The organism is Streptomyces sp. NPDC003011 (genome assembly GCF_053591515.1).
The window spans coordinates 82,978-108,382 of record NZ_JBSFTY010000007.1; the positions used below are offsets into that span (position 1 = coordinate 82,978).

At 71.4% G+C, this 25,405-nt stretch carries 23 protein-coding genes and 1 pseudogene; 16 read left to right on the forward strand and 8 right to left on the reverse strand.

All coding sequences use genetic code 11. The features are described 5' to 3' along the window. Window positions 1-116: 116 nt before the first annotated feature. From ACWD0J_RS05630 to ACWD0J_RS05650, 5 genes are all read left to right on the forward strand, one after another. Window positions 117-698, forward strand: a complete 582-nt coding sequence (locus ACWD0J_RS05630; protein WP_451494465.1) for a hypothetical protein — start codon at window positions 117-119, stop codon at window positions 696-698. Between the two features lie 76 nt (window positions 699-774). Next, a complete protein-coding gene (locus ACWD0J_RS05635; RefSeq protein WP_451494466.1) occupies window positions 775-1,389 on the forward strand; it encodes a hypothetical protein in 615 nt (204 codons plus the stop codon). A 129-nt stretch (window positions 1,390-1,518) separates the two neighbouring features. After that, complete coding sequence (locus ACWD0J_RS05640) at window positions 1,519-1,914, forward strand: hypothetical protein (RefSeq protein ID WP_451494467.1); 396 nt, start codon at window positions 1,519-1,521, stop codon at window positions 1,912-1,914. A gap of 202 nt (window positions 1,915-2,116) precedes the next feature. Further along, complete coding sequence (locus tag ACWD0J_RS05645; RefSeq protein ID WP_451494468.1) at window positions 2,117-2,734, forward strand: RNA polymerase sigma factor; 618 nt, start codon at window positions 2,117-2,119, stop codon at window positions 2,732-2,734. A gap of 264 nt (window positions 2,735-2,998) precedes the next feature. Next, on the forward strand, window positions 2,999-3,634 hold the full coding sequence (locus ACWD0J_RS05650) for a hypothetical protein (RefSeq protein WP_451494469.1): 636 nt from the start codon (window positions 2,999-3,001) through the stop codon (window positions 3,632-3,634). A gap of 108 nt (window positions 3,635-3,742) precedes the next feature. Here the strand turns inward: ACWD0J_RS05650 and ACWD0J_RS05655 are convergent, their stop codons facing one another. The 3 genes from ACWD0J_RS05655 to ACWD0J_RS05665 all read right to left on the reverse strand — a co-directional run bounded on the left by ACWD0J_RS05655 (window position 3,743) and on the right by ACWD0J_RS05665 (window position 5,394). Next, window positions 3,743-4,006: a type II toxin-antitoxin system RelE family toxin gene (locus ACWD0J_RS05655; RefSeq protein WP_073940235.1), complete on the reverse strand. Its 264-nt coding sequence runs from the start codon at window positions 4,004-4,006 to the stop codon at window positions 3,743-3,745. Beyond that, window positions 3,999-4,268, reverse strand: coding sequence for a type II toxin-antitoxin system Phd/YefM family antitoxin (locus ACWD0J_RS05660; protein WP_359806003.1), 270 nt, complete (start codon window positions 4,266-4,268; stop codon window positions 3,999-4,001). Before ACWD0J_RS05660 ends, ACWD0J_RS05655 begins: the two co-directional genes overlap by 8 nt. A 337-nt stretch (window positions 4,269-4,605) precedes the next feature. Beyond that, window positions 4,606-5,394 (reverse strand): IclR family transcriptional regulator, encoded by a 789-nt coding sequence (locus ACWD0J_RS05665; protein WP_451494470.1) that lies wholly within the window; start codon window positions 5,392-5,394, stop codon window positions 4,606-4,608. Between the two features lie 117 nt (window positions 5,395-5,511). Here ACWD0J_RS05665 and ACWD0J_RS05670 point away from each other — a divergent pair, with 117 nt between their 5' ends. The 4 genes from ACWD0J_RS05670 (at window position 5,512) to ACWD0J_RS05685 (ending at window position 11,155) form a co-directional block, all read left to right on the forward strand. Next, window positions 5,512-6,471 carry a 5-dehydro-4-deoxyglucarate dehydratase gene (locus ACWD0J_RS05670; RefSeq protein ID WP_451494471.1) on the forward strand — a complete coding sequence of 320 codons (960 nt, stop codon included), beginning with the start codon at window positions 5,512-5,514 and terminating at the stop codon, window positions 6,469-6,471. 101 nt (window positions 6,472-6,572) lie between these two features. Beyond that, window positions 6,573-7,910 (forward strand): gluconate:H+ symporter, encoded by a 1,338-nt coding sequence (locus ACWD0J_RS05675; RefSeq protein ID WP_451494472.1) that lies wholly within the window; start codon window positions 6,573-6,575, stop codon window positions 7,908-7,910. Window positions 7,911-7,948: 38 nt separating this feature from the next. Next, a complete protein-coding gene (locus ACWD0J_RS05680; RefSeq protein WP_451494530.1) occupies window positions 7,949-9,277 on the forward strand; it encodes an enolase C-terminal domain-like protein in 1,329 nt (442 codons plus the stop codon). Window positions 9,278-9,649: 372 nt separating this feature from the next. Continuing rightward, window positions 9,650-11,155 (forward strand): AAA family ATPase, encoded by a 1,506-nt coding sequence (locus ACWD0J_RS05685; RefSeq protein WP_451494473.1) that lies wholly within the window; start codon window positions 9,650-9,652, stop codon window positions 11,153-11,155. A gap of 117 nt (window positions 11,156-11,272) precedes the next feature. Here the strand turns inward: ACWD0J_RS05685 and ACWD0J_RS05690 are convergent. Next, window positions 11,273-11,728: pseudogene (locus ACWD0J_RS05690) on the reverse strand (S-4TM family putative pore-forming effector); the annotation flags it as partial. 469 nt (window positions 11,729-12,197) lie between these two features. Between ACWD0J_RS05690 and ACWD0J_RS05695 the strand changes: the two are divergent. Together ACWD0J_RS05695 and ACWD0J_RS05700 are read left to right on the forward strand one after the other, a co-directional pair. Continuing rightward, window positions 12,198-12,860: an RNA polymerase sigma factor gene (locus ACWD0J_RS05695; RefSeq protein ID WP_451494474.1), complete on the forward strand. Its 663-nt coding sequence runs from the start codon at window positions 12,198-12,200 to the stop codon at window positions 12,858-12,860. Then, on the forward strand, window positions 12,860-13,966 hold the full coding sequence (locus tag ACWD0J_RS05700) for a hypothetical protein (RefSeq protein ID WP_451494475.1): 1,107 nt from the start codon (window positions 12,860-12,862) through the stop codon (window positions 13,964-13,966). The genes ACWD0J_RS05695 and ACWD0J_RS05700 overlap by 1 nt, the downstream gene beginning before the upstream one ends. 200 nt (window positions 13,967-14,166) lie before the next feature. Here the strand turns inward: ACWD0J_RS05700 and ACWD0J_RS05705 are convergent, their stop codons facing one another. Continuing rightward, complete coding sequence (locus ACWD0J_RS05705) at window positions 14,167-15,093, reverse strand: L,D-transpeptidase family protein (RefSeq protein ID WP_451494476.1); 927 nt, start codon at window positions 15,091-15,093, stop codon at window positions 14,167-14,169. 253 nt (window positions 15,094-15,346) lie between these two features. Here ACWD0J_RS05705 and ACWD0J_RS05710 point away from each other — a divergent pair, with 253 nt between their 5' ends. Beyond that, entirely contained in the window at window positions 15,347-16,927 is a 1,581-nt protein-coding gene (locus ACWD0J_RS05710; protein WP_451494477.1) for an acyl-CoA mutase large subunit family protein, read from the forward strand. Between the two features lie 32 nt (window positions 16,928-16,959). On the opposite strand, the gene ACWD0J_RS05715 is transcribed toward ACWD0J_RS05710, so the two are convergent. Next, entirely contained in the window at window positions 16,960-17,505 is a 546-nt protein-coding gene (locus ACWD0J_RS05715; protein WP_451494478.1) for a phenolic acid decarboxylase, read from the reverse strand. A 71-nt stretch (window positions 17,506-17,576) separates the two neighbouring features. Here ACWD0J_RS05715 and ACWD0J_RS05720 point away from each other — a divergent pair, with 71 nt between their 5' ends. Beyond that, complete coding sequence (locus ACWD0J_RS05720) at window positions 17,577-18,053, forward strand: MarR family winged helix-turn-helix transcriptional regulator (RefSeq protein ID WP_451494479.1); 477 nt, start codon at window positions 17,577-17,579, stop codon at window positions 18,051-18,053. On the opposite strand, the gene ACWD0J_RS05725 is transcribed toward ACWD0J_RS05720, so the two are convergent. Then, window positions 18,040-19,449 carry an FAD-dependent oxidoreductase gene (locus ACWD0J_RS05725; protein WP_451494480.1) on the reverse strand — a complete coding sequence of 470 codons (1,410 nt, stop codon included), beginning with the start codon at window positions 19,447-19,449 and terminating at the stop codon, window positions 18,040-18,042. The genes ACWD0J_RS05720 and ACWD0J_RS05725 overlap by 14 nt on opposite strands. Window positions 19,450-19,521: 72 nt before the next feature. Here ACWD0J_RS05725 and ACWD0J_RS05730 point away from each other — a divergent pair, with 72 nt between their 5' ends. Then, entirely contained in the window at window positions 19,522-20,172 is a 651-nt protein-coding gene (locus ACWD0J_RS05730) for a TetR/AcrR family transcriptional regulator C-terminal domain-containing protein (RefSeq protein ID WP_451494481.1), read from the forward strand. A 21-nt stretch (window positions 20,173-20,193) separates the two neighbouring features. Here ACWD0J_RS05730 and ACWD0J_RS05735 read toward each other — a convergent pair whose 3' ends face one another. Continuing rightward, window positions 20,194-21,318 (reverse strand): acyltransferase family protein, encoded by a 1,125-nt coding sequence (locus tag ACWD0J_RS05735; protein WP_451494531.1) that lies wholly within the window; start codon window positions 21,316-21,318, stop codon window positions 20,194-20,196. A gap of 224 nt (window positions 21,319-21,542) precedes the next feature. Here ACWD0J_RS05735 and ACWD0J_RS05740 point away from each other — a divergent pair, with 224 nt between their 5' ends. Beyond that, window positions 21,543-23,006 (forward strand): glycosyltransferase family 29 protein, encoded by a 1,464-nt coding sequence (locus ACWD0J_RS05740; protein WP_451494482.1) that lies wholly within the window; start codon window positions 21,543-21,545, stop codon window positions 23,004-23,006. Then, complete coding sequence (locus tag ACWD0J_RS05745) at window positions 23,003-25,405, forward strand: glycosyltransferase (protein WP_451494483.1); 2,403 nt, start codon at window positions 23,003-23,005, stop codon at window positions 25,403-25,405. Before ACWD0J_RS05740 ends, ACWD0J_RS05745 begins: the two co-directional genes overlap by 4 nt.

A 25,405-nucleotide genomic window follows, 5' to 3' on the forward strand; every position in this document is an offset into this window, starting at 1 on the left:
GCGCGCCGGGGGCGGATTGTCCCGTACGGCTGCGAACGGGCGTGCGACTGTGGTGTATTCGGCCCGAGCTGGACCGACTTGGACCGAGCCGCACCGAGCCGCGGGGGAAAACGGACATGGGCTACTGGGGATATTTCGTCGTGGGCCGCGCCGAGCGGCCGCTCGCGGAGCTGGACGCGCTGGCGGACGCCGAGGGCATGACCCTGCGGGTGTCCGCGCCGGGCGGGTGGCAGGTCTGGGAGTACCCGAGCCGGGACGGGGCCGTCGGGAACATGAACGCGCTCGCCGGGGAGACCGGGGCGCCCGCGCTCTTCGGGTACGTCATGGACAGCGCGTCGGCGGTCGTGGAGGCGGCGGGCCCGGAGAGCGGGGCGTGGACCGCCTGCCTGGGGCGCGCGGCGATGGCGGCACACCTCGGCATCGGCACCGAGGGCGACCAGGGCGACCAGGGCGCCGAGGGTGGCGAGGGTGGCGGGGACGACGACGGGCCGGTCCTGGAGGACTACTTCCTCGAACCCCGGGACGCCGCCGAGTGGGCCGTCGGCTGGGCCGCGGAGGCCGGGCACGCCGTGGCCCTGGAGCCGCTGCTGGAGGTGCTGAGCGCCGAGACCGGCCCCGCCGCGGACGAGGCAGCCGGGCAACTGGCCGAAAACCTCTTCTTCCGGCTGCTCGACCGGCTCGGCGTGGTGTCGCTGTGACACTCCCGAGCCGTCGCGCGCAGTAAGGGGAAGTGCGGGCTCCGTCAGGGATGACCGCCCGGCGAGGGAGGCGTGGATGAGCCTGGTGGAACTGATCGCTCAGGCCGACGAGCGCGGACTGACCGCCAGTGGATTGGCTTGTATGGATCGGTGTCTGCCCCTGCTGGGCGGTGACGACGAGGCCCTGCGGCCCCTGTGGGCCCAGCTCGCGGACGGCGGCGACACCGGCGAGTGGGGCGAGCGGCTGGAGCAGGTGCGCGCCGAGCTCGGCGCCACCGCGGCGGAGTCCGGGCCCGGGGAGCCGGACGCGGACGAGGCCGTCCTGCTGGCCCGGCGGATGCTCGCCGCCGCCCCCGCCGAGCCCGCCGCCGCCGACGTGCGGATGTGGGCCGACGCCTGCTCGGTCGCCTCGCTGCGGATCCACCGCCTCCTCGAAGGCGCGGCCCCCGGGCAGGCGGACGCGGCCTCGGCCGACGCCCGCCGACAGGGCCGTACGGAGGGCATGTCGCCGCTCGTCGCCGCCGAACTGCGCCGCCAGGTCGCCGTCCTGGAGCTGCTCGCGGAACACGGGGCGGGCGGGCTGCGCCGCGCGCTGGAGGTGTCGACGGAGGGCCGGCGGGTGCTGCGTGCGGTCGTGTCGCGCCGGGCGCGGGGGAAGCGGGGCCGGGCGGCCGGGGCGCCGGCGCCCTGACGGACGTAAACCCCGTTCCTGGGCGAGTCCTGTGACCGTCGTGCGGTGGCGGTGGGTCGGTCCTGCACCGGTCCCGGGCACCCGCCGGATCCGGGTGACGAATCCCCGTACCGGGACGCTTTCCGGGATGTGACGACGACTCAGCAGGAGACCAGGCCCTCCGCCGCGACGAAGCCGGTGCGGTGGGCGGCGGACACGGTGGCGACGATGCGCGAGGGAGCGCGACTGCGGCTCGACTACTCGGCGCAGAGCCTGTGGCGCGTCGACCGGATGATCGACGGGATACGCCGGGAGCGGGCGCCGTACGCCGCCGTGGAGAACGTGCTGCGCGGCTTCGGGGCGTACGCCGGTGAGGTGATCGTCCGGCAGTCCGGCGCGGAGTGGTGGACGACCGGTGGCGACCACTGGATCCGCACCCCGGACGGCCGCCTGTGGGACCCGATCGACGAGGCACGCCGCTGCTTCACCGGCGACGGGTCACTGCGCCTGCTGTGCCGGGAGGCGACACGGGCGGCGCAGCCGTAGTCCGGGGCCGGTGAGGCCGGTGGACGTGCCCTGAGCTGGGCCGCGTCGCCTGCGTCGCCTGCGCCGCCCGCGCCGGGGGAGGGAGGGCCGGCTGTGACACTTCCGTGCGGCCCGGCGCTGATCATCGTGGGGGCGGAGGCGGACGGCGGCGTGGTCGCGGGCCGCGGATCCGCCACGGACTCGGTACGGACGAGGACAGTTCTTGGGCCAGGGAGGGGAACCCCGCCGCGCGCGGGCGTACGACGGGGAACTGGGCGCGGCCGTCGCGCGGGCCCAGCAAGGTGACGAGGCGGCCTTCGCGGTCGCCTACCGGATCGTGCAGCCCGCACTGCTCGGGTACCTGCGCGGGCTCGTCGGCGACGACGCCGAGGACGTGGCCTCCGACGCCTGGCTGGAGATCGCCCGCGACCTCGGCCGGTTCAAGGGGGACGGCGCGGGGTTCCGGGGCTGGAGCGCGACCATCGCCCGGCACCGGGCGCTGGACCACCTGCGCCGCCAGCGGGTCCGGCCGCGGGCGGCGACGCTCGAACAGGACGTGCTGGAACTGCCCGGGCCCAGCAGCACGCACGAACAGGCGCTGGAGTCCCTCTCCACGGAGTACGCCCTGGAGCTGGTCCGCGGCCTGCCCCGCGACCAGGCGGAGGCGGTGCTGCTGCGGGTGGTCGTCGGCCTGGACGGCCCCGGCGCCGCGCGCGTCCTCGGCAAGCGGCCCGGCGCGGTGCGTACGGCCGCGTACCGGGGACTGAAGCGGCTGGCCCGCCAGCTCGGCGCCCAGAGTGTGACGGATGAGGACTCCAGAACGCTGGGGGAGTCGACATGACGGGCGGCCGTCGACCACCGGACGGTCGGGCAGGACCGGCCGGGCACGGACAGAAACGGACAGCACATGGGTGAGCGGCAGGACGGCGACGGGGTCCCCGGCCGTCGACGTGCACACCCGGGGTCCGCTCCGGGGGCCGGTCCGGAGACGGGCGCCGCGACCACCCCCGCTCCCCGCGGCACCGGCACCCCCCCGCCCCTGGAGGCGTTGCTGGGCGGTGCCCTGCGTGGGGGGCTTCCCGCTGCCGAGGGTGAGGAGCGGGCTGTGGCCGCCTTTCGGGCCGCTCGGGACGCGGGGGCGCTTCGGGCGCGTACCCGGCGGCGGGACGACTGGCGGACCCGCGCACAGCGGCGGGGCGCGCCCGCGGTGAGGGTCACGCTCTCCGTCGCCCTCGCGGGTCTCACGCTCGGCGGTGTCGCCTTCGCGGCGATCGGTACGGCGGGCTCCGGCACGGACGGCGCCGGAAAGAGCGGGCCGAGCCGTCCGAGCCCGACGGTGAGCACCGGCGTCCGGCCGAGCGGCCCGCCGTCCGCCTCGGACTTCCCGGCCACCCCGTCCGCCCCGGCCTCCCGCTCGGCCGCTCCGTCGGACCGGCCGGCCACCGCGCAGGACACCGTGGCCCGCTGTCGTGCGTACCAGCAGGTCGCGGGGAGCGGGAAGGCGCTCGACGCGACGGCGTGGCAGCGGCTCGTCACGGCCGCGGGCGGCGAGGGGAACGTCCGCGCCTACTGCGCGGAACAACTGGCGGCACCGACGGCCGACAGCAGGCCGACCGGACCGACCGGACCAACCGGACCGACCGGACCGACCGGGCCGACCGGACCGGGCAGGCCCGGCACCCCGGGCCCGGGCGTCGGCGACGACCGGGCGGCCGGCGACGCCAAGGGCAAGAAGAAGTAAGCAACCCAGGCATTTTGTCGTCCTGGTCTACCTTCTGGTTTCGCTTCTGGATCGGCCCACTTCCAGGTGTTTCTGGCTGGTCGAGGAGCTGGAGTTTCTGGACTGGCGTCAGGTGTCGTAGACGGTGGAGCGATGCCCGACGTGTACAACCCACACCACCAGCTCGCCGTTGTCGACCGTGTAGACAACGCGATAGTCGCCGACTCGCAGACGACGACGCTCGGGCTGGGACACGAGTGCAGTGGTGTTGAAGCCGAGGGGATCGCTTTCCAGCTCAGTCAGCTTGGCCAGAATGCGCAGCGCCATGTCGCGAGGGATTTTCCGGAGTTCCGCCTGCGCCTCGGGCCGGAAAACGGTCCGGTACTCACTCACTGCGTGCCAGCGTCTCCCTCATGATGTCCTCGATCGGGATGCCGGGTGCAGGGTCGGCCATGCGCTCGTCGATGATCCGGTTGATCTCGCGCTCTTCCCACTCCTGGTATTTGCGCAGCACCTCGATGGACACGACGGCGGCGACTTCCTTGCCTCGGCGCGTGATCACCGTGGGCACGTCGTCGCGATCAGCACGCTCCACGACCTCGGCGAGGTGCGCGCGCACGTCGCGGATGGACTCTATGGGCAGCGGCTGCGTCATGCGCCCAAGAGTACCGAGTGTCGCATGTGTACACAATGGAGTGCGCGCCGAGTGAGCTCAATCGGCGCTTCGGCCCTGTGTGACGCCGACGAAGCCGGGACCGAGGCGGTCGAGCACGTCGAGCAGACAGCACGACCTGTCCGACGAGGAGATCGCTCACCTCGGCGAGCGGGGAGCACCTCGACACGCCAGCCCGCCGGTTCCGTCACGCAACGGACTGTGCCCCAGCCCGGCAGTCCGGGGGCGGGGCGGAGCGCGAACTTGCCCCTGGCCCAACTGGCCATGGTCGCCTGCGGAGGGCGTAGAACCTGTCAATCCGCTGCTCGGGCGTGCCCGCCTAGCGCCAGTCGGGTACGCCCGAGACGGGCGGCAGTTGGGCTTCGATCTTCGTCCGGATCTCCTGCATCACCGCGACGATGCGGGCCTCGTGCTCCGGGGTGAGCCGAGCCACTGGTACCGAGCAGCTGATGGCGTCGGTGGCCGGGGTGGCGTAGCGCAGAGCGAAACCGAAGCCGGCGATGCCCGCCACCGTCTCCTCGAGGTCGATGGAGTAGCCGCGCTCGCGGATGCGGGCCAGGTCGGCGAGGAGGGAGGCGCGGGTGGTGTGCGTGTTCTCGGTGAGGGCGGTCAACGGCTCGTCCGGCAGCGGCAGTTCGTCGTCGGAGCGCTCGGCGAGCAGCGCCTTGCCGAGTCCGCCGGCGTGAGCCGGGACACGGCGGCCGACGCGGCTGATGGTACGCAGGTACTCGTGGGACTCGCGAGTGGCGAGATAGATGACGTCCGGGCCGTCGAGCCGGGCCATGTGGATCGTCTCGCCGAGCGTATCCGACGCCTCGTCGAGGTAGGGACGGGCGACCCGGATACGCCGGTCGCCGTCGAGGTAGCCGGTGCCGGTGAGCAGCGCGCGGATGCCGATGCCGTAGAGGGAGCCGGTGGCGTCGGTGCGGACCCAGCCGCAGTCGACGAGGGTCTGGAGCAGCTGGTACATGCTGCTGCGCGGCACGTTCAGGTCATCCGCGAGTTGGTCCAGGCGCGAGGGCTGCTCTCCGCGCCCCGCCAGCAGTTCCAGCAGCGCGACGGTTCGGGCCGCCGACTTCACCCCGCGAACACCTGTCTTCTCCGGCATGGGCTCCATCGTAAATGCGTGGTGGGTTCACGACGGTGCGCCCATTGACCGGTCCTGTTCAGCCATCTAACCTCCATCTGCATACGCAGACAGCATCTGTATACAGGGACGGGATTCATGGCAGGGATCAGCACTGACGTCGCAGAGGTCACCAAGCGGCTCCGGGACGGAATGGCGGGCGGGGTGCTTTCCTTCCCCCTCACGAGCTTCCGGGACGACGGCGGGCTCGACCTCGACGCGTACCGGGCGTACCTGGCCGGTCGACTGGCCACCGCACCCGGAGCGGTGTTCCCCGCCTGCGGGACCGGTGAGTTCTTCTCGCTGGACGAGGACGAGTACGCGGCGGTCATCGAGGCCACCGTCGAGATCGCCGACGGACGGCTGCCGGTGGTCGCGGGCATCGGTTACGGCTGGGCACAGGCGCTGCGGTTCGCGCGTATCGCGGAGGAGGCCGGCGCGGACGCGGCGCTGGTCCTGCCCCACTATCTGGTCGGGGCCCCGCAGGACGGACTGGTCGGACAACTGGAGCGGATCGCGGCCGGTACCCGGCTGCCGCTCATCGCCTACCAGCGCGGTCAAGTGACCTTCAGTGCGGCCTCGTTGAGGCGTATCGCCCAGATTCCCGGGGTGATCGGGCTCAAGGACGGCCACAGCGACCTCGACCGGCTCCAGCGGCTCACCCTCGCCGCGCCCGAGGACTTCCTCTTCTTCAACGGCGCCGCCACCGCCGAGATCCAGGCCCGCGCCTACGCCACCGTCGGCGTCCCCGCCTACTCCTCAGCCGTGCACGCCTTCGCACCCGAGATCGCGAACGCATTCTTCACCGCGCTGGAGAACGGCGACGGCACCGTCGTGACCACGCTCCTGCGGGAGTTCTACGTCCCCCTCGTCGAACTCCGCGACCGGGTGCCCGGTTACGCCGTCTCCCTGGTCAAGGCCGCCGCCCGGCTCCGTGGCCTCCCGGTCGGTCCGGTGCGCGCCCCGCTCACCGACCCGTCACCCGCGGACCTCGCCGACCTGGAGAAGGTGCTGGACCACGGGCTGAGCCTCGTCGGCGCCGTACGACGACCCGTCTGAGCCCTCCGCACGCGTCTCTCTCCCCCCACGCCCCAAGTCCCGCGCCCCCCACGCCTCAAGTCCCGCGCCCCCCATGTTCGACAGTTCAAAGGAGAACTGCCATGCCTCTTCTCGTGGTCGGGATCAGTGTTCTGGTCCTGCTGGTTCTGATGACCAGGCTGAGAGTCAACGGCTTCGCGGCGCTGCTGCTCGTGGCGGTGGGAGTCGCGCTGGTCCAGGGGATTCCGGTGGCGACCATCCCGGATGTCCTCTCCGAGGGCATCGGAGGCCAGATCGGCGACACCATGCTCACCATCGGGCTGGGTGCCATGGTCGGCCGCGTCATGGGCGACTCCGGCGCCGCACAGCGCATCGCCACCAAGCTCCTGGACGCCTTCGGGCCGCGCTGGGTGCAGGTGGCGATGGTGGTCACCGCGATGCTGATCGGCGTGACCATGTTCTACGAGGTCGCGTTCATCATCATCGTGCCGATCGCGTTCACCCTGGTCAGGGTCACCGGGGCGCCGCTGCTGTGGGTCGGTCTGCCGATGTCCATCACGCTGTCGACGATGCACAGCTTCCTGCCTCCGCACCCCGGCCCCACCGCGGTCGCCGCGACCTTCGACGCCTCCGTCGGACTGACCCTGCTCTACGGCCTGTTCATCGCGGTCCCGGCGGGCGTGTTCATCGCTCTGCTCTGGCCGCGCCTGCCGTTCATCAAGGCGATGACGCCCGAAATCCCTCAAGGGCTGGTCACCGAGCGGGAGTTCACCGACGAGGAGATGCCCGGCCTGGGCTGGTCGCTGTTCGTGGCACTGTTCCCCGTGGGTCTCATCGTGGCCGCCGCCGTGACCGACATGGCCACCTCCGCCGAGAACGGGTTCCTGCACTTCGTCGCCTTCATCGGCTCGGCGCCCATCGCGCTGCTGCTCACCCTGTGCCTGGCGGTCTGGGCGTTCGGGCCGCGGATCGGCCGCAGCCTGGAGGAGGTCGCCGCCTCCTGCTCCTCGGCGGCCAAGGCGATGGCGATGATCCTGCTGGTGATCGGCGCGGGCGGAGCGTTCAAGAACGTCCTCGTCGAGGGCGGGATCTCCGACTACATCAAGGACGCCACCGACGGCTGGTCCATCTCGCCGATCATCCTGGCCTGGCTCGTCGCCGTCATCCTCCGTATCGCGCTCGGCTCGGCGACCGTCGCCGTCGTCACCGCGTCCGGCGTGGTACTGCCGCTGCTCGCGGGGAGCGGGGTCCATCCGGAGATCATGGTGCTCGCCGTCGCCTGTGGCTCCATCGCCTTCTCCCATGTCAACGACCCGGGATTCTGGCTGTTCAAGGAGTACTTCAACCTCTCCGTCATCGAAGCGATCAAGGTCCGTACGAGCTACACCACGGTCCTCGCGATCCTCGGCCTGGGCGGTGTCCTGATCGCCGAGCAGGTCCTCGACGTCCTCAGCCTCTGATGAACCACCCCCTCACCCCAGAAGGGCACCCGATGAGCATCGGACAGCCGACCATCACGGCGTTCGCCGTCTACCCCGTCGCCGGCCGGGACAGCATGGAGCTGAACCTCTCCGGCGCGCACGGCCCCTACTTCACCCGCAACGTCGTCGTCCTCACCGACTCCGAAGGGCGGACCGGGCTGGGGGAGGTGCCCGGCGGGGAGAAGATCACGCAGACGCTGCGGGACGCCGAATCGCTGGTCGTCGGGGCCAAGGTGGGCGACTACAAGCGGGTGCTGCGCGCGATAGGCGACCGGTTCGCCGACCGCGACTCGGGCGGCCGTGGTGCCCAGACCTTCGACCTGCGCACCACCGTCCACGCGGTCACCGCCGTCGAGTCGGCGCTGCTCGACCTGCTCGGGCAACACCTCGACGTGCCCGTGGCGGCGCTGCTCGGCGACGGCCAACAGCGCGACTCCGTACGGGTGCTGGGCTACCTCTTCTACGTCGGCGACCCGGACCGCACCGATCTAGAGTACGTCCGGGAGCCCGACTCCCCGGTGCAGTGGTACCGGATCCGGCGCGAGGAGGCGCTCACGCCCGAGGCCATCGTCCGGCAGGCGGAGGCCGCCTACGACCTGTACGGCTTCAAGGACTTCAAGCTCAAGGGCGGGGTCCTGGAGGGCGCCGAGGAGGTCAGGGCCGTCCGCGCCCTCAAGAGCCGCTTCCCCGAAGCCCGCATCACGCTCGACCCGAACGGCGCCTGGCCCCTGGCCGAGGCGGTCGAGCTGTGCCGCCCGCTGGGCGACACGCTCGCGTACGCCGAGGACCCCTGTGGGGCCGAGGGGGGCTACTCCGGGCGGGAGATCCTCGCCGAGTTCCGCCGCGCGACCGGCCTGCCCACCGCGACCAACATGATCGCCACCGACTGGCGTCAGATGACCCACGCCCTGGCCCTCCAGTCGGTCTCCATCCCGCTCGCCGACCCGCACTTCTGGACCATGCAGGGCTCCGTACGCGTGGCGCAGCTGTGCAACGCGATGGGTCTGACCTGGGGCTGCCACTCCAACAACCACTTCGACATCAGCCTCGCCATGGTCACCCACTGCGGCGCCGCCGCCCCGGGCGAGTACAACGCCCTGGACACGCACTGGATCTGGCAGGAAGGAACGGAACGCCTCACCACGGCCCCGCCGCGCATCGTAGGCGGCGAGATCGCCGTCCCAAAGGCCCCGGGCCTGGGCGTCCAGCTCGACATGGACCGGCTGCTGGCTGCCCACGAGCTCTACCAGCAGAAGGCGCTGGGGGCCCGCGACGACGCCGTCACCATGCAATACCTCGTCCCTGGCTGGGAGTTCGACAGCAAGCGGCCCTGCCTGGTGCGGTAGGCGACGGTTCGACGCCGTGTCGCAGGAGACGATCCCGGCGTCCGGCCTGTCTGCCGGTCCGCCCGGTCACCTGGGGTGGAATGCGAGACGGCCGGGACCGCCACCCCTGGCCTGGCAGAGGCGTAAAAATCCTCTGACCAGGCACTTTGCTGTCTCGGTACAGATTCCCGCTTCCGGCCTGGCTCGGCCCTCATCTGGATGTTTCTGGCTGTTCCTGACCGCTACTGGTCACGCGCTGGTCAGGTGACCAACGGCCAGGGGCGGCCACTGTCGGCCGTCAGAATGATCGGCTCGGAGGAGAATTCCGGTAGGCCGAGATCTGTCGAAGTAGACTTAGACATATTTCGTCGCAGTCGATGTGCTGGAGGGCCTGTGAGAAAGAGCCTGCCGACCAAGCCGGACGACGTGGTCGACCGGGACCGGGAGTGGGATCTGCTCGCGGAGTTCCTCACCGACCCGGACCCGGCGATGCGGCTCGGCATCGTGTCCGGGCGGCGGCGGCACGGGAAGTCGTACCTCCTTCAGGCCCTGTCCGAGCAGGTCGGCGGCTTGTACGTCACAGCGGTCCGGGAGGAGGGGCGGCTGCCCGCGATCCAGCGGTTCAGTGACGCCGTCGCCACGCATGCCGGTCTGAGGCCGGGTAGTCTGCGCCTGACCGACTGGCGTGACGTGCTGTCCAATGCCCTTGACGTGACGGCCCGCTCGGCGCATCCGCTCCTGGTGATCGACGAGTTGCCCTACCTGCTCCAGCACTCGCCCGAGATCCCGGGACTGCTTCAGCAACTCTACGACGAACGCCAGCGTGGCGTTCAGCCTGGTGCCGGGCCGGGGCCCCGACTGATCCTGTGCGGCTCCGCGATGAGCGTCATGCACGAACTGCTCTCGGGAACCAAGCCGCTGCGGGGCAGGGCCGTGGTCGATCTACGGTTGGGCGCCTTCGACTACCGGGACAGCCGGGACTTCTGGCAGATCGCAGACCCGTTGACGGCGCTGAAGGTGCACGCGGTTCTCGGCGGGGCCCCCGGCTATCGGCCGGTGGCGGGCCGACCGCATCCGGATGATGGCTTTGACACGTGGCTCAGCCGGACGCTGCTCGACCCGGGGCGGGCGGTGTACTCGCGTACCGAGACCGAGTACCTGCTGCGCGAGGACCCGAGGATTACGCAGCACACGTTGTACTACGACATCCTCACCGCGATCGCGAACGGCGCCACCACGCCCAGCAAGATCGGTGCCGCTCTGGAGCGTCCGCGCAACGCCGTCGCCCACCCTCTCGGAGTCCTGGAATCCACTGGCTACATCCGGCGGGAACAGGACATCCTCCGCTCCAAGCACCCCGTCATCACCCTCGCCGACCCGGTTATCCGCTTCAACCAGCTCATCACCCTCCCGCAGGCCGCCGCGGTGGAGCAGGGCTTCGCCGAGCAGGTCTGGCAGCAGGCCGCCCCGACCTTCAACTCCAAGATCCTCGGGCCACACTTCGAGGACCTGGCCCGTGACTTCACTCGCCGTTATGCCCACACCCTGCTGCCGGACGGTCTGCCTGGCCCGGTCGGCACCACCGAGGTTGCCGACCAGGCTGCCCGGACGAAGCACGAGGTCGACGTGATCGCCCTGGCCGCCGGTGAGCGCCCGCAGGCTCCCCGCGCGAGGATCGCGCTGCTGGGCGAGGCCAAGGCGACCGCCGCCCGCCGGGGCACCGGTGACCTGGAGCGTCTGGAACGTATCCGTACGCTCCTCGCAGACCAGGGGTACGACACCGCTGCCACCACGCTGGCCCTGTACTCGTTGCACGGCTTCTATCCCGACCTGGTTGAACTGGCGCACGGTCGTGGCGACGTCCTCCTGGTCGATCTGCTCACCCTCTACAGCGGCTGACAAGGGCGGCCTCCAGACCTTCGTCAACGGCCGAATGGCCATAGCGGGGTTCTGGGGCGAGGCTGCGGTTGGGGGCGAGGCTGGGCAAGAACCTTCCGCACCATGTCCTTGGAGATGTCATGCCGGCCCCGGCCGTAGTAGCTCTTGCATCCCGATCTGGAAACCGCCCTTGTCCTGGTCGTGGTAGCGCCGGAAGTACCAGGTCGGCAGACGCGGCTGGAGCCGTCGCATCTGATAGAGCGTGTCCTGGACCTCGCGGGCGAAGCGAAGTCGGATCCGGGATCCCCAAGCCAGGTTCTGTTCCAGGCAGAAAAGCACGTCGTAGGGCGCGGCGGCGTCCACCACCAGGCAGTAGCCCCGCAGTCGGTCCTCGCTGCCGCGGAAGCTCCTGCTGAGTCGGCTCACTTCGTCGTCGCTGATCCGGTTGCCGACCGCCACGTTGTTCCATGGCAGGTCAAGTACCTCGGCATCGAACATCTCCTGAAGAGCCGCAGCGATACGGAGGTACCGCTCGGCCCAGGGGGCCATCACCGCCATGTAGAGCGCGGCCCAGAGCGTGCCGCCGAGGATGACGGCGGTGCCGTACCGTGAACGACGACTCGGCGCATTGTGCCGGACAAAAACCGGTGACTGTCTGGTCCGCTGGCCACGCGCTGGTCGCGCTGGTCATGGAAGCCGCGCAAAGCAGCAGGTCAGAGCGGTGAAACCGAGGCAACGACCGGGGCCGCCACCCCCCACAGGAGAGGCCCCGGCCGTCGCGCGGTACGGGCCGCGCGGCGGCCCGTACTCCCTACAGCGCCGGGCGTGCGTTTTGTGTCACACACCACCGGGTCCTCGCCGCGTGACAAGGTGGTCCCACCTTGTACGGACATGGACGAGCGGCGGTTTCAGGTCGTAACGTGCCTTTCGCGCCGGGGCGCGGCGGGCGCATGACCACCGTGATCATCCGCGGTCCGAAGAGCGCGACCATCGATCGAGGAACCACAACGGCGAGAACCCGGGCCGCGAGAGCGGCGCCGGTTGAGGCGCAAAGGGCGTACGGGTGCTGGGGGACGACGCGGAGCTGACGGCCGCGGTGCTTGCGGCACAGGACGGGGACGAGACCGCGTTCCGGACTGTGTACCGCGCCGTGCACCCGCGGCTGCTCGGGTACGTCCGGACACTGGTCGGCGACCCGGACGCCGAGGACGTGGCGTCCGAGGCCTGGCTGCAGATCGCCCGTGACCTGGAGCGGTTCAGCGGCGACGCGGACCGCTTCCGCGGCTGGGCCGCCCGGATAGCCCGCAACCGCGCCCTGGACCACATACGGATGCGCGGGCGCCGCCCGGCGACGGTCGGCGACGAGACCGAGCTGACCGGCAAGCCCGCCGAGTCGGACACCGCGGGCGAGGCCATCGAATCTCTGGTCACCGACACCACGCTGTCCCTGATCGCCCGGCTGCCGCAGGACCAGGCCGAGGCCGTCGTCCTGCGCGTGGTCGTGGGCCTCGACGCGAAGAGCGCCGCCGAGACACTCGGCAAACGCCCGGGTGCCGTACGGACGGCCGCGCACCGCGGTCTGAAACGGCTCGCCGAGCTCCTCGACGACGATGCGGAATCGGCCGGCGTCCTCGACGCCCTGCCTCCCCAGCGAGAACCGCGCGGTGACGCGGTGACGTCCGCGAGTGTGACGCATATGCGCGCGCGGACGCAGAAGGACATGTGATGGCCGACGAGCAGTACAGGTGGCTGGACCGCGAAACGGCGGAGCGTTTGCTGAGCGGAGAGTCCCTCGAAGCCGTCGACGTGGCCGCCCGCGACCGGGCCGAACGGCTCGCCAAGACGCTCGACGCGCTCTCCGTGGAACCCCCGCCGACCAGCGCGGAACTCCCCGGCGAGGCCGCCGCGCTGGCCGCCTTCCGCACGGCGCGCGCGGAGCGTGCCGACGACCGGGCCGGTGACCGGACCGGTGAGCGTGCCGGTGAGCGGACCGCTTCCGGCCGCTCGCGCACCCGTTCCGCCGACGCCGGACTCGTCCGCATCGGCGGCCCCGGCCGGGGCGGCCCAGACCCCCGCCGGAGCCGTACCGTCCGCCTCGGACTGGCCGCCGCGCTCACCGTCGGCATGGTCGGCGGAGTCGCCGCCGCGGCCGGAACCGGAGTCCTGCCCACGCCTTTCGGTGGCACCGCCCCGGAGCCCGCCGCCTCGGTCTCGGCCGCGGTGACACCGGACCGCCCGCTCGGCACGCCGTCGTCGCGGGTCGCCGGGAGCGCGCCCTCGTCCGGCGGCGCCGCCGAGCCCGGCCGGGGTGTCCCGCGCGACACCGCACGCGCAGGCTCCTCCCCGGACACCGGCGGCGGCACGGGCCCCGACGGCCGGCCGGGACGTCCGGGCACCCACGGGAGCGAGGCGCTGGAGGCCTGCCGGGACGTGCGCGACGGCAGGGGACTGGCCCCCGACCGCAGGCGGGCCCTGGAGGGCGCGGCGGGCGGACCCGCGCACGTGAGGAAGTACTGCGGGAACGTACTGGCCGGCACGTCGTCCCCGGGCGACGAGGCGGAGAGCGGTGCCGAGAGCGGGGCCAAGGGCGGGACCAAGGGTGGTGCCACGAGCGGTACCGCCGACGGCAGCGGCAGCGCTGACAACGATGACAAGGCCGACCGGGACGACGACGGCGGCAAGGGCGACAAGAGCGGCAAGAGCAACGAGGGCGATAAGAGCGACAAGAGCGACAAGGTCGGGGACGAGGCGGGCGGCGGAGGGCAGGGCGGGCAGAACGGCGGCCGTGCCGACGCCCCGCACGCGTCCGGCGGCCCCGGCAACGGCACCTGACCTGCGGTTTCGCAACTCGTTGAAATTCCTTCGGTCAGGGTGTGACGTTTTCGGCCGCCGAAGCGCAGTACTGAGTGAGCCGACTGGTCATCGGCTGTCGCACAGAGCCGGGGTTCCCCCCGTACCTACGGCTCGTGCACATCGGCGCGGGCGGGACACGTTCCCCCGGTCCCGCCCGCGCCCCAGATCCGCCACTGGTGTCACCAGTGCACGACGACCTTGTCGCCGTTCCTCACCTGCGCGAACATCTGGGAGATCGCCGTCTCGTCCCGTACGTTGACGCAGCCGTGCGAGGCGCCGGCGTACCCGCGGGCCGCGAAGTCGGACGAGTAGTGCACGGCCTGGCCGCCGCTGAAGAACATGGCGTACGGCATCGGCGCGTCGTACAGCGTCGACACATGGTGGCGGGACTTCCAGTAGACCTGGAACACGCCCTCGCGCGTGGGTGTGTACTGCGAGCCGAAGCGGACCGGCACCGTCATGACCGTGCGGCCGTCGACCATCCAGCGCAGGGTGCGGCTCGACTTGTTGATGCACAGCGCCCGCCCGGTCAGGCAGCGGGGATCCGGCGCGGCGGCCGGCTGCCCGCCCATCAGGTACAGGTCCCAGGTGCCCGGCTCGCGCGTCATCCGCAGCAGCCGCTGCCAGGTGACGGTGTCCGTCTCGCCCGTCCTCGGCAGCCCGCGCTTGCCCTGGAACCCCTTGACCGCCTGTTCGGTCAGATCGTCGTACGTCCCCGTCGGCCCGTCGAAGAGCCAGGCGACCTGCCGCAGCCGGGCCTGGAGCTCGCGGACGTCCTGGCCGGTGTCGCCCCGGGACCACAGGACGACCGGCGGAGGTGCGGGCTCGGCGGCGGGCGGCGCGCTCGGCTTGTCGTCGGCGGTGCCGTCCTCGTCGCTCCGGCCGTCGCTGCCGGCGCTGTCCTCATCGCTGCCGGTGCCGCCGGTGCCGCCGTCGCTGTCGGCGCCGCCCGGCGTGTCCGCCTTCGTCGAGGGCGGTGCGCTGCCGGGAACGTCGATGCGCACCGGCGCGCGGGACGTCCCGTCCCCGTCCGTCGTCTGCACCGTGCAGCCGCAGACCGTGGCCAGGGCCAGCAGCGCGACGATCCCTCTCCCCGTCCCCGTCATGCCCGTCATGCCCCTCATACGCATTGCGGACCCCCGCCGTCTCACCGTGCGCTCGGATGTCACCTGAGATGTTCCCCCTGAATGACGCCCGGCGAACGGCGGGGCATGGTTGTGACGGGGACCGCAGCAACCCTGTGAGCAAGGTCCCAGCGTGCTCCCCTGCACCGGGTGCACGCCCACCGCTACAGTCCGTCGAAGGGGCGGACCGTACCAGCTGGTAACCGAGTAACTGCTCAGCGGGAGGCAACACACCATGTCGCGCGAGTCGGAGTCCGGGCTGCCCATCGAGCCGGTGTACGGGCCCGAGGCCCTGGAGGGCTGGGATCCGGCGGAGAAGCTGGGCGAGCCGGGGTCGTACCCCTTCACCCGGGGCGTGTACCCGTCGATGTACACCGGCCGGCCCTGGACCATGCGCCAGTACGCGGGTTTCGGTACGGCGACGGAGTCCAACGCCCGCTACAAGCAGCTGATCGCCAACGGCACGATGGGGCTGTCGGTCGCCTTCGACCTGCCGACCCAGATGGGCCACGACTCCGACGCGCCGATCGCGAGCGGCGAGGTCGGCAAGGTGGGCGTGGCGATCGACTCGATCGACGACATGCGGGTGCTGTTCGGCGGGATCCCGCTGGACAAGGTGTCCACGTCGATGACGATCAACGCCCCGGCCGCCCTGCTGCTGCTCCTGTACCAACTGGTCGCCGAGGAGCAGGGTGTGAGCGCCGGCAAGCTCACCGGCACGATTCAGAACGACGTGCTGAAGGAGTACATCGCGCGCGGGACGTACATCTTCCCGCCCAAGCCCTCCCTGCGGCTGATCGCGGACATCTTCAAGTACTGCCAGGCCGAGATCCCGAAGTGGAACACCATCTCGATCTCCGGCTACCACATGGCCGAGGCCGGTGCCACGCCCGCGCAGGAGATCGCGTTCACGCTGGCGGACGGCATCGAGTACGTGCGCACCGCGGTCGCGGCCGGCATGGACGTCGACGACTTCGCGCCGCGCCTGTCGTTCTTCTTCGTGGCCCGCACGACGATTCTCGAAGAGGTCGCCAAGTTCCGTGCGGCCCGCCGGATCTGGGCCCGGGTGATGCGCGAGGAGTTCGGCGCGAAGAACCCCAAGTCGCTGATGCTGCGCTTCCACACGCAGACGGCGGGTGTGCAGCTGACGGCCCAGCAGCCGGAGGTGAACCTGGTGCGCGTGGCGGTGCAGGGCCTGGCCGCGGTCCTCGGCGGCACCCAGTCCCTGCACACCAACTCCTTCGACGAGGCCATCGCGCTGCCGACGGACAAGTCCGCGCGCCTGGCCCTGCGCACCCAGCAGGTCCTCGCCTACGAGACGGACGTGACCGCGACGGTCGACCCCTTCGCCGGGTCCTACGTCATCGAGAGGATGACCGACGACGTCGAGGCGGCGGCGGTCGAGCTGATGCGGAAGGTCGAGGACCTCGGCGGCGCGGTCAACGCGATCGAGCACGGCTTCCAGAAGGGCGAGATCGAGCGTTCCGCCTACCGGATCGCGCAGGAGACCGACTCCGGCGAGCGGGTCGTGGTCGGCGTCAACCGCTACCAGCTCGACGAGGAGGAGCCGTACGAGCCGCTGCGCGTCGACCCGGCCATCGAGGCCCAGCAGGCGGAGCGGCTGGCGAAGCTGCGGGCGGAGCGGGACCAGGCGGCGGTCGACTCGGCCCTGACGGCTCTGAAGAAGGCGGCCGAGGGCGAGGACAACGTGCTCTACCCCATGAAGGACGCGCTGCGGGCCCGGGCGACCGTGGGCGAGGTGTGCAACGCGCTCCGGGGCGTGTGGGGGACCTACGTACCGTCGGACGCGTTCTGACCGTACCGTCGGACGCGTTCTGACCGCTCCGGTCAGTTGGTGCGGTCCGCCCAGCCCGCCGGCAGGTCGCCCGGGGCCACCGACACCACGTCCTCGTCGTTCTCGCCGACGTACTCGAAGAGCGTGATCCGGGCGAACTCCGGGACCACGTAGACCGGGTAGGCCGGACCCTCGTCGCGGTACCGGCGCATCTCGTCGAGGTGGTCGTTCTGGAACAGGACGGTCCGCTCGCCGTGGGTGCGGATCCACTCGGGGAAGAAGATCACACCGTGCAGCACCCGCTCGGCGGGGACCACGTTCACGGACACGGACGTGCCGGTCGGCTCGGTCCAGGAGACCTTGTAGACGCCCTCGGTCAGCGCGACCAGGTCGACCTCCTGGTCCTTCACCCAGCGGCCGCCCACGTGGCCGGTGTGGATGCGGTAGTCGATGGTCGTCGCGTTCTTCACGTACATCTCGTACTGCCAGCCGTTGGCGTACGTGTAGATGAACCGGTGTCCGACGATGCCGGAGAGGTCCTGCGGGGGTACGGGGCCGGTGGTCGTGGTCCTCGGCGTGGCCGGGTGTGTCGTCCTCATGTATGTGATTTTGCCACAAAACAGTTTTGTGGCAAAACCGATGTACCGAGGCTGGCAGGCAGAATGGGCGCATGGACAGCACGGCCGGCCGCGACCCGCAGGACGTCGCCCTCGAACTCGGGCGCCTGCTCGGCCCGCTGCGCCGTGCGGTGCTCCGGGCGACCCGTACGGCCGAGGGGCTGCCGGACCTGCCCGAGGCGCAGATCGAGCTGCTGCGGGTGCTGACCGCGGACGGTCCGCTCGCGCCGCGCGAGGCGGCGGCCCGGCTGCGGATCGCGCCGTCCACGGTGAGCAACCTCGTCAAGGCGCTGACGGCGGCCGGTCTGGTCGAGCGGGCGGCCGACCCCATCGACGCCCGGGCCGTCGTCCTGACGCCGTCGGCCCGGGCGCTCGACCTGCTGGCCCGCTACGACCGTGCCAGCGCGTCGGCGCTGGCCCGCGTGGTGGCCGGCCTCCCGCCCGCCGACCGCGCCGCCCTGGCGGCCGCGCTGCCGGTGCTCGACGGACTGGTGCCCGCGCTGGAGGCCAGGGCCGTCACCCCGGATTGAACCGCGTGAGGTACTCCGCGAGCCCCGCCGCCGTGTCGCCGGCCCAGCCGACGTAGCCGTCGGGGCGGACCAGGAACAGCCCGGTGCCGTACGTCTTGTGCGCGGGACCCTGGACGACCCGTACCGGGCCGGTCACGTCCGGGACCGGTGTGCCCAGGGCCAGCAGGGTCCAGTGCGGTCCGCGGAACGCGTCGAAGAGGCGCACACCCGCGACTGTCGCGTCCGGGGCCCGGTCGCCGGCCCGGATCCGGTCCGGTGACGGCCGGGTCTCCTCCGTGAGCGTCGAGTCCCGGTATCCCAAGCCGAGCTGGCCGGTCGCCGCGCCGCGCCGGGTCCCGCCGCGGTGGACGCTCGTCGACAGGCCGAGCACCTGCGCGGCGACGGGGCGCCGCTCCTCCTCGTACGTGTCGAGGAGTGCCGCGTCCACCCCGTCCCGCAGCACCGCGCCGAGCTTCCATCCCAGATTGTAGGCGTCCTGGACGCTGGTGTTCAGGCCCTGGCCGCCGGCCGGGGAGTGGACGTGCGCTGCGTCCCCGGCGAGGAGGACGCGGCCCTCGCGGAAGTGGTCCGCGAGGGCCGCCCGGGGCCGGAAGTCCGAGGCCCAGCGCACCTCGGTCACGTCCTCGGCGGCGAGATGCGTCCGCGCGGCGACGACCTTGCGGATGCCGTCGAGGGAGAGGTCCACCGCGGCGCCCTCGGGGAACCGGGCGACGCACTGGAAGTCGTCCGTGCCCGCGAGCGGGCAGAGGGTGAGGAAGGCGGCGCCGTCCTCCTCGCGCGGCGGGAAGATGTGCCAGTGGTCGCGGTCGAGGCCGTTGACGCGCAGGTCCGCCACCAGCATCGGCTGCGGATCGACGGTCTCGCCGGCCATGCCGATGCCGAGCGAGCGGCGCAGTGCCGAGCGGCCGCCGTCGGCGGCGACCGCGTACCGGGCGCGGACCGGGGCCCCGTCGGCGAACCGGACCGTCACGCCGTCCTCCTCCTGGTCGAGCCCGGTCGCCTCGCGGCCGAAGGCGACCCGCCCGCCGAGTTCCCCGAGCCGGGCGAAGAGGATCTCCTGGGTGCGCCACTGCGGCAGCATCCACGGCTCGGTGTACGGCGCGTCCTCGGTCTCCTCCAGCGGGTCGAACATCCGGTGCTCGCCCAGCTGCCTCCCGTCCCGCCAGAGCATCCCGACCGGGTAGGTGCCGCCGGCCGCGCGGACCGCGTCGAGCACGCCGAGGTCGTCGAAGACCTCCATCGTGCGGGGCTGGAAGCCCTTGCCCCGGGAGCCGGGGAACAGCCCCTCGGCCCGCTCCACGACCCGCGCGGCCACGCCCCGCCGCGCGAGGTCGATCCCGAGGGTGAGCCCGGTCGGTCCCGCGCCGACGATCAGAACGTCCACATCCGCATCCATGATCCATTCTCCTTAACGCCGTTAAGTGCGGTCGGGTGTGACGGTGCCCTTAACGGCGTTAAGCTGTCAAGTGTGAACACGGAACGCCGAGCCCCCCTCGACCGCGAGCGAGTCGCGGACACCGCCCTCAGGCTCCTGAACGAGGTGGGCCTGGAAGGCCTGACCCTGCGCGCCATCGCCACGGAACTGGACGTCAAGGCGCCCGCCCTGTACTGGCACTTCAAGGACAAGCAGGCGTTGCTGGACGAGATGGCGACGGAGATGTACCGCCGGATGGCCGCGGGGACCTTGCTGGAGGCCGACGACTCCTGGCGGGAACGGCTGCTGAAGTCCAACCGCGGACTGCGCGCCGCCCTGCTCGGCTACCGCGACGGCGCGAAGGTCTTCAGCGGCTCACGGTTCACCGGGCTCGTCCACGCGGAGCAGATGGAGGACAGCCTGCGCCTGTTCACGGCCGCCGGCCTCACCCTCGCCCAGGCGGTCCGCGCGATCTCGACGGCGTACGTGTACACCCTCGGTTTCGTCACCGAGGAACAGGGCGTCCAGCGGATGCCCGACGAGCGCCGCGAAGGGTACGACGTCGACGAACGCGCCCGCCGGATGGCCGACTTCCCGCTGTCGGCCGCGGCGGGCACGGAGATCTTCCAGGACTACGACCGGCACTTCGAGGAGGGGCTCGCGCTGGTGATCGCGGGCATCGGGGCCCGGTACGGCATCGACTAGGCCAGCGGGCCTTCGGGCGGGTCAGCGGGCCTTCGTCAGCGCCGCCCGCAGCCTCGGTGTCAGCGGCTCCTCCACGTACCGGTTCAGCAGCCAGGCCAGCAGCAGCATCGACGCGACCGTCAGTGCGAAGGTCTGCGCCGACGGCAGCCCCAGCTCGACGTGCAGGGTGTGCACCACGACCCAGCCGAGGTGCTCGTGGACCAGGTAGAACGGGTACGTCAGCGCCCCCGCCACGGTCAGCCAGCGCCAGTCGGCCCAGTTCAGCCAGCCCAGCGCGACCGCGGCGACCGCGAGGAAGCCGACGGCGACGACGAGGACGATGCCGAGCGAGGTGCGGTGGGCGAAGGCGTTCGGGTCCGCCGCGTTCCACAGGCTGCGTACCGCGTAGTGCTGCCCGATCAGGAAGCTCACGGCCACGACGCCCCAGCCGTAGATGTCCCTGCGGTCGCGGTGGACGAGGTAGAGGCCGACGCCGCCGATGAAGAACGGGGCGTACTCCGGCATGAACACGATGTCGAGCAGCGGCTGGCCGGCGCCCTGGGCGATCGCCGCCGCGAGCGTCCAGCCCGCGCAGAACATGAGCACGCGGCGGCGGGAGGCGCCGGGCAGGACGACACACAGCGCGAACAGGGCGTAGAAGCGGACCTCCGCCCACAGGGTCCAGCACACGCCGAGCACCCGGTCCACGCCCAGCGGGTACTGAAGCATCGTCAGGTTCACCAGCGTGTCGCTCGGTGACAGCGCCTTGAAGGTGACCATCGGCAGCGCGAACACCGCCGTCACCAGCAGCACCGCCGCCCAGTAGGCGGGCAGCAGCCGGGAGGCGCGGGAGGCGAAGAACGACTTCAAGGGCCGGCCCCAGCCGCTCATGCAGATCACGAACCCGCTGATCACGAAGAAGATCTGGACGCCGAGGCACCCGTAGGCGAAGTAGGTGTGCAGCGTGGGGAACTGCCGTTCCGGCGAACTGCCCCAGGCCCGGGTGATCTCGCCGCCCCGGCCGCCGTAGTGATAGGCGGCCACCATCAGCGCGGCGACCAGTCGCAGCCCGTCCAGGGCGCGCAGCCGGGGCTTTCGCCGGACGCCCGTCCGCTCCGGCGGGGGCAGCACGGGCGCGGACGCGTCGGGCACCGGCCGGACGGTCATGCTGGTCACGACATTCCCCTCGTACGGGTGTTCCTTCGGGTACGTGTCCGCACGTTAGTCCGCGTCACAGGGATGTCCGTGCCGGCAGGCCAACGATTGGCCGTGTGGCCCCGGTGAGTTCACCTGAATGTCGTTTTGGCTTCCTAAGTTTCCCCAGAATCCCCCCACGCGGCGATAAACCCAAGAACACAGCCAGAGCTGGGTAAAAAAACCACAGGAGTGCCATGACGACGGTCCAGAAGAGACGTGCACGTGCGCGTGGCGGGGAGCTGGACGACTGCCTGCGCGCCTGCGCCGTGCACAGCGGAAAACTCGTCGGCAGCATCGACCGCCGCCGGGTCGAACTCGCCGAGCAGCTGCGCAAGCTGCTCGTGGTGTGGGGCACGACCTCCACGGCCGCCGCCGCGCCCGCCCCATCCGGCGCCACCGCCCTGCTCAAGCGGGCCGTCAAGGGTGCCCCGACCTCCTCCGCGAGCCTCGGCAACGAACTCCTGGACGCCCTGCTCGCCGTCGCCAACAAGGCCCTGGAGTGCGGCTACGACGACGAGTTGAACCTCGCGCTGGTCATCAGCGACACCGTCCTGGCCCAGCGCAAGAACTCCCGCGCCGGCTGGCGGCTGCGCGCCCGCCTGCTGGAGGCCCTCGGCGAGGGGACCGAGGCCCTTCAGGCGTACGAGCGTTACCTCGGCCTCACCGACGACGACGGCTTCGGCGTCCGCGCCCGGATCGCCGGCCTCAAGGTCGCGGCGGACAAGGAGCGCGAGCTGCTCGCCCTCCTGGAGCGCCAGGTGCCGCGCGCCCGGGACTTCGCGGGCGGTCCCGCCACCGGCGTGTGGGCCGAGGGCCTCGCCGCGCACGCCGCCGGCGACTGGACGGAGGCCGAACCCCGGCTCGTGGGAGCGCTCCTCGCGCTGGCCGCCGACCAGGCACCCGTGCAGGACCGGCAGGAACTGCTCAGCCAGTACCTCGACCTGCGGACCACCGTCCCCGGCGTCGACCTGCCCGCGCTGACCGAGGCCGTCGCGCTCTACGCCGAGCAGCGCCGCAGCCGGATGCGCGGCCCCGTCACCGACCCGACCGTCGGCGGCGTGCGGTGGATCACCCTCGGCGAGTTCCGCAACCAGATCGCCGGCAGGTCCATCGCCCTGATCGCCAACTCCGGCCGGGTCGGCGCCAGTTCCATGGGCGCCGAGATCGACGCGTACGACCTGGTGGTGCGCTTCAACTCGTACCGGATCGACCCGCAGCACACCGGCAGCCGTACCGACATCCACGCCACCATCCACAAGCACGGCTTCAACTGGGACCAGCACGTCACCACCCGGCTGGTCTTCGGCGGCATCTCCGGCGACTGGAAGCACTCGCTGCGCAACCGCCTGGTGCCCGGCGCCCAGACCCACCTCGGCGACGAGTCCCTGCGCTGGCCCGTGCGCACCATCGGCAGGCTCGGCAGCGACGCCTGGTCGGGCATCCCGACCACCGGCTTCAACATGCTGTGGCTGCTGGACTTCCTGGACGTCAGCCCGACCCTGGACCTGATCGGCTTCGACTTCTACGAGAGCGGCGCCTACCGCGTGGCGGGAGCGATGAAGCTGGCCATCACGTCCGTGCACGAATACACCAGCGAGAAGGCATGGGTCATGCAGCGGGCCCAGAGCGTGACCGACATGAGGATATCCCTGCGATGACCCTGACCTCCCCGAACCGGACCGCCCTCTCCCCGAACCGGACCGCCCTCTCCCCGAACCGGACCGCCCTCTCCCCGGACCGGACCGCCGTCTCCCTGGCCCCGGCGGCCCCGACGGCCGCGCACGACCTCACGGGCAAACGCCGGATCGCCTTCGCCAGCTACGTCGACGAGAACTACCTGCCCGGCTTCCTCGTCCTGCTGAAGAGCCTCGCCCTGTCCAACCCGGGCGTGTGCGAGGACTTCGTCGTCCTCTACGACGACCTGCGCCCCGGCTCGATCGCGAGGATCCGCGACCTGCACCCGCGCATCGTCCTGCGCCGGGTGAACGCCGAGCACTACGACTCGTACAAGAAGGGCGACCAGGACAACTACCTGGTCCGCAAGGCGTACTTCATCCTGGACGTCTTCCGGCTGCGCGAGTACGACACCGTCATCACGCTCGACACCGACATGGTCGTCCTCGGCGACCTGGGCGAACTGCTCACACTGCGCGAGGGGCTCGCGGCCGTGCCGCAGTTCTTCTACGGCCAGCACAAGCTCAACTCCGGTCTGCTGGTGATCCAGCGCGAGTACCTGAGCGACGCGTTCTGCGCCCGGCTGGACGCCTGCGGCCGCAGCGGCGACTACGAACTCGACAAGCACGACCAGGGCATCCTCAACGCCGTCCTGGACGGCGACTTCGTCCGCCTCGACCCGCGCTACAACTTCGTCAAGCGGCGGCTGTCGGGCGACCTGCCGGTCCCGGACGACACGGCGATCCTGCACTTCACCGGCCGCCACAAGCCCTGGCAGGGCGGCGAGGCCGGCTACAGCCAGGCCGAGGAGCGCTGGCGCGAGTTCGACCTGTCCGACGCCGACTTCCACGCCGCCTACCTGGCCAAGCAGGGCGGCCTCCACCACGACCTGCTGATCCACTTCGGCACCCCGCACGTGACCCGCACCTCGGACGTGGAGGTGGCCCGCAAGGTGGCCGCCGCGCACATCGGGGCCGGTGACTACCAGGACGCCGTCGACGTCCTCAGCAGCGTCCGCATCCCCCTCGACGCGGCCTGGCCGCACGAGGTGCTCGGCCACGCCCTGATGAGCGTCTCGCGCTACGACGAGGCCCGCACGCAGCTGCTGCTGGCCACCGCCGCCCCCAACCGGGCCGCCACCGCCTACGCCCGGCTCGCCCAGATGGCCTGGGTGCACGGCGACAACGGCCAGGCGCTGACGTACGCCACGGCCGGCCTGTCCGTCGACCCGACCCACCGCTCCAACCGCCTGTGGGCGCAGCGCGCCGCCACCGTACCGGCCCAGGAGCTGGGCAGCCCCGAGGACCAACTGGCGCACGTCGCCTTCTACATGGACCGCCAGGGCAACGCGGGCGACAAGCTGCTGCCGGAGAGCGTGCGGTCCGCGTTCGGGCCGGACACCACCTCCCGCCGCTGGCACCCGGTGCACGCCCACCGGCTGTTCGACGAGGCCGCCCTGGAGCGGGTCAACCGCCGCCGGGGCCTGGTCATCGGCGGCGGCGGTCTGTTCATCCCGGACACCATGCCCAACGGCAACAGCGCCTGGCAGTGGAACGTCCCGGACGAGCTGCTCCAGCGCATCGACGTGCCCGTCGCGGTCTTCGCCGTCGGCTTCAACGCCTTCGACGGCCAGTCCTACCGCGCCGGCCGGTTCCGGGAGTCGCTGCGGCTGCTCGTCGAGCGGTCCTCCTTCTTCGGGCTGCGCAACCACGGCTCGATCGAGAAGGTGCGGGCCATGCTCCCGGCCCGCCTGCACGACAAGGTCCGCTTCCAGCCCTGCCCGACGACGGTCACCCGTCAGCTGGTGCCGGGCTGGCAGGACCCGGCCGAGCGGGACGACACCATCCTGATCAACGCCGCCTACGACCGAGCGGGCCTGCGCTTCGGCCACGACTACGGCTACTTCCTGGACCAGATGGCCCGCGCCGTACGGGAGTTGGGCGAACTGGCCGAGGTGCGGTGCGTGGCGCACTCCCTCGACGACGAGAAGATCGCCTTCGACCTGCGCCGCGAGCACGGCATCTCGCTCCCGGTGATCCCGATGTACGACTTCGAGAACGACGAGATCCGCGACCTGTACGCGCGCACCAGGCTGGTCATCGGCATGCGCGGCCACGCGGGCATGATCCCGTTCGGCTGCGGCACGCCCGTCATCAGCCTGATCTCGCACCCGAAGATGGCGTACTTCCTGCGGGACATCGAGCGCCCCGAGTGGGGTGTCTCGGTCCACGACCGGCACCTCGCCGCGCGCCTGGTGGAACGCTCGAAGGAGCTGCTCGCCGACCACGACCGTACGGTCGCCGACGTGCACGGCCGGCAGCAGGAGCTGTGGAAGGTCACCGAGGCGAACGCGGCCGACCTGCGGGTCATCCTGGGCGGCTGA

What these genes read in the sequence shown, in the direction of transcription:
- ACWD0J_RS05630 (WP_451494465.1), top strand. Translation starts at nt 117, where the DNA reads ATGGGCTACTGGGGATATTTCGTCGTGGGCCGCGCCGAGCGGCCGCTC.
- ACWD0J_RS05635 (WP_451494466.1), top strand. Translation starts at nt 775, where the DNA reads ATGAGCCTGGTGGAACTGATCGCTCAGGCCGACGAGCGCGGACTGACC.
- ACWD0J_RS05660 (WP_359806003.1), bottom strand. Translation starts at nt 4,268, where the DNA reads ATGACGCAGCCGCTGCCCATAGAGTCCATCCGCGACGTGCGCGCGCAC.
- ACWD0J_RS05665 (WP_451494470.1), bottom strand. Translation starts at nt 5,394, where the DNA reads ATGCCGGAGAAGACAGGTGTTCGCGGGGTGAAGTCGGCGGCCCGAACC.
- ACWD0J_RS05670 (WP_451494471.1), top strand. Translation starts at nt 5,512, where the DNA reads ATGGCAGGGATCAGCACTGACGTCGCAGAGGTCACCAAGCGGCTCCGG.
- ACWD0J_RS05675 (WP_451494472.1), top strand. Translation starts at nt 6,573, where the DNA reads ATGCCTCTTCTCGTGGTCGGGATCAGTGTTCTGGTCCTGCTGGTTCTG.
- ACWD0J_RS05700 (WP_451494475.1), top strand. Translation starts at nt 12,860, where the DNA reads ATGGCCGACGAGCAGTACAGGTGGCTGGACCGCGAAACGGCGGAGCGT.
- ACWD0J_RS05705 (WP_451494476.1), bottom strand. Translation starts at nt 15,093, where the DNA reads ATGACGGGGACGGGGAGAGGGATCGTCGCGCTGCTGGCCCTGGCCACG.
- ACWD0J_RS05710 (WP_451494477.1), top strand. Translation starts at nt 15,347, where the DNA reads ATGTCGCGCGAGTCGGAGTCCGGGCTGCCCATCGAGCCGGTGTACGGG.
- ACWD0J_RS05715 (WP_451494478.1), bottom strand. Translation starts at nt 17,505, where the DNA reads ATGAGGACGACACACCCGGCCACGCCGAGGACCACGACCACCGGCCCC.
- ACWD0J_RS05720 (WP_451494479.1), top strand. Translation starts at nt 17,577, where the DNA reads ATGGACAGCACGGCCGGCCGCGACCCGCAGGACGTCGCCCTCGAACTC.
- ACWD0J_RS05725 (WP_451494480.1), bottom strand. Translation starts at nt 19,449, where the DNA reads ATGGATGCGGATGTGGACGTTCTGATCGTCGGCGCGGGACCGACCGGG.
- ACWD0J_RS05735 (WP_451494531.1), bottom strand. Translation starts at nt 21,318, where the DNA reads ATGACCGTCCGGCCGGTGCCCGACGCGTCCGCGCCCGTGCTGCCCCCG.
- ACWD0J_RS05740 (WP_451494482.1), top strand. Translation starts at nt 21,543, where the DNA reads ATGACGACGGTCCAGAAGAGACGTGCACGTGCGCGTGGCGGGGAGCTG.
- ACWD0J_RS05745 (WP_451494483.1), top strand. Translation starts at nt 23,003, where the DNA reads ATGACCCTGACCTCCCCGAACCGGACCGCCCTCTCCCCGAACCGGACC.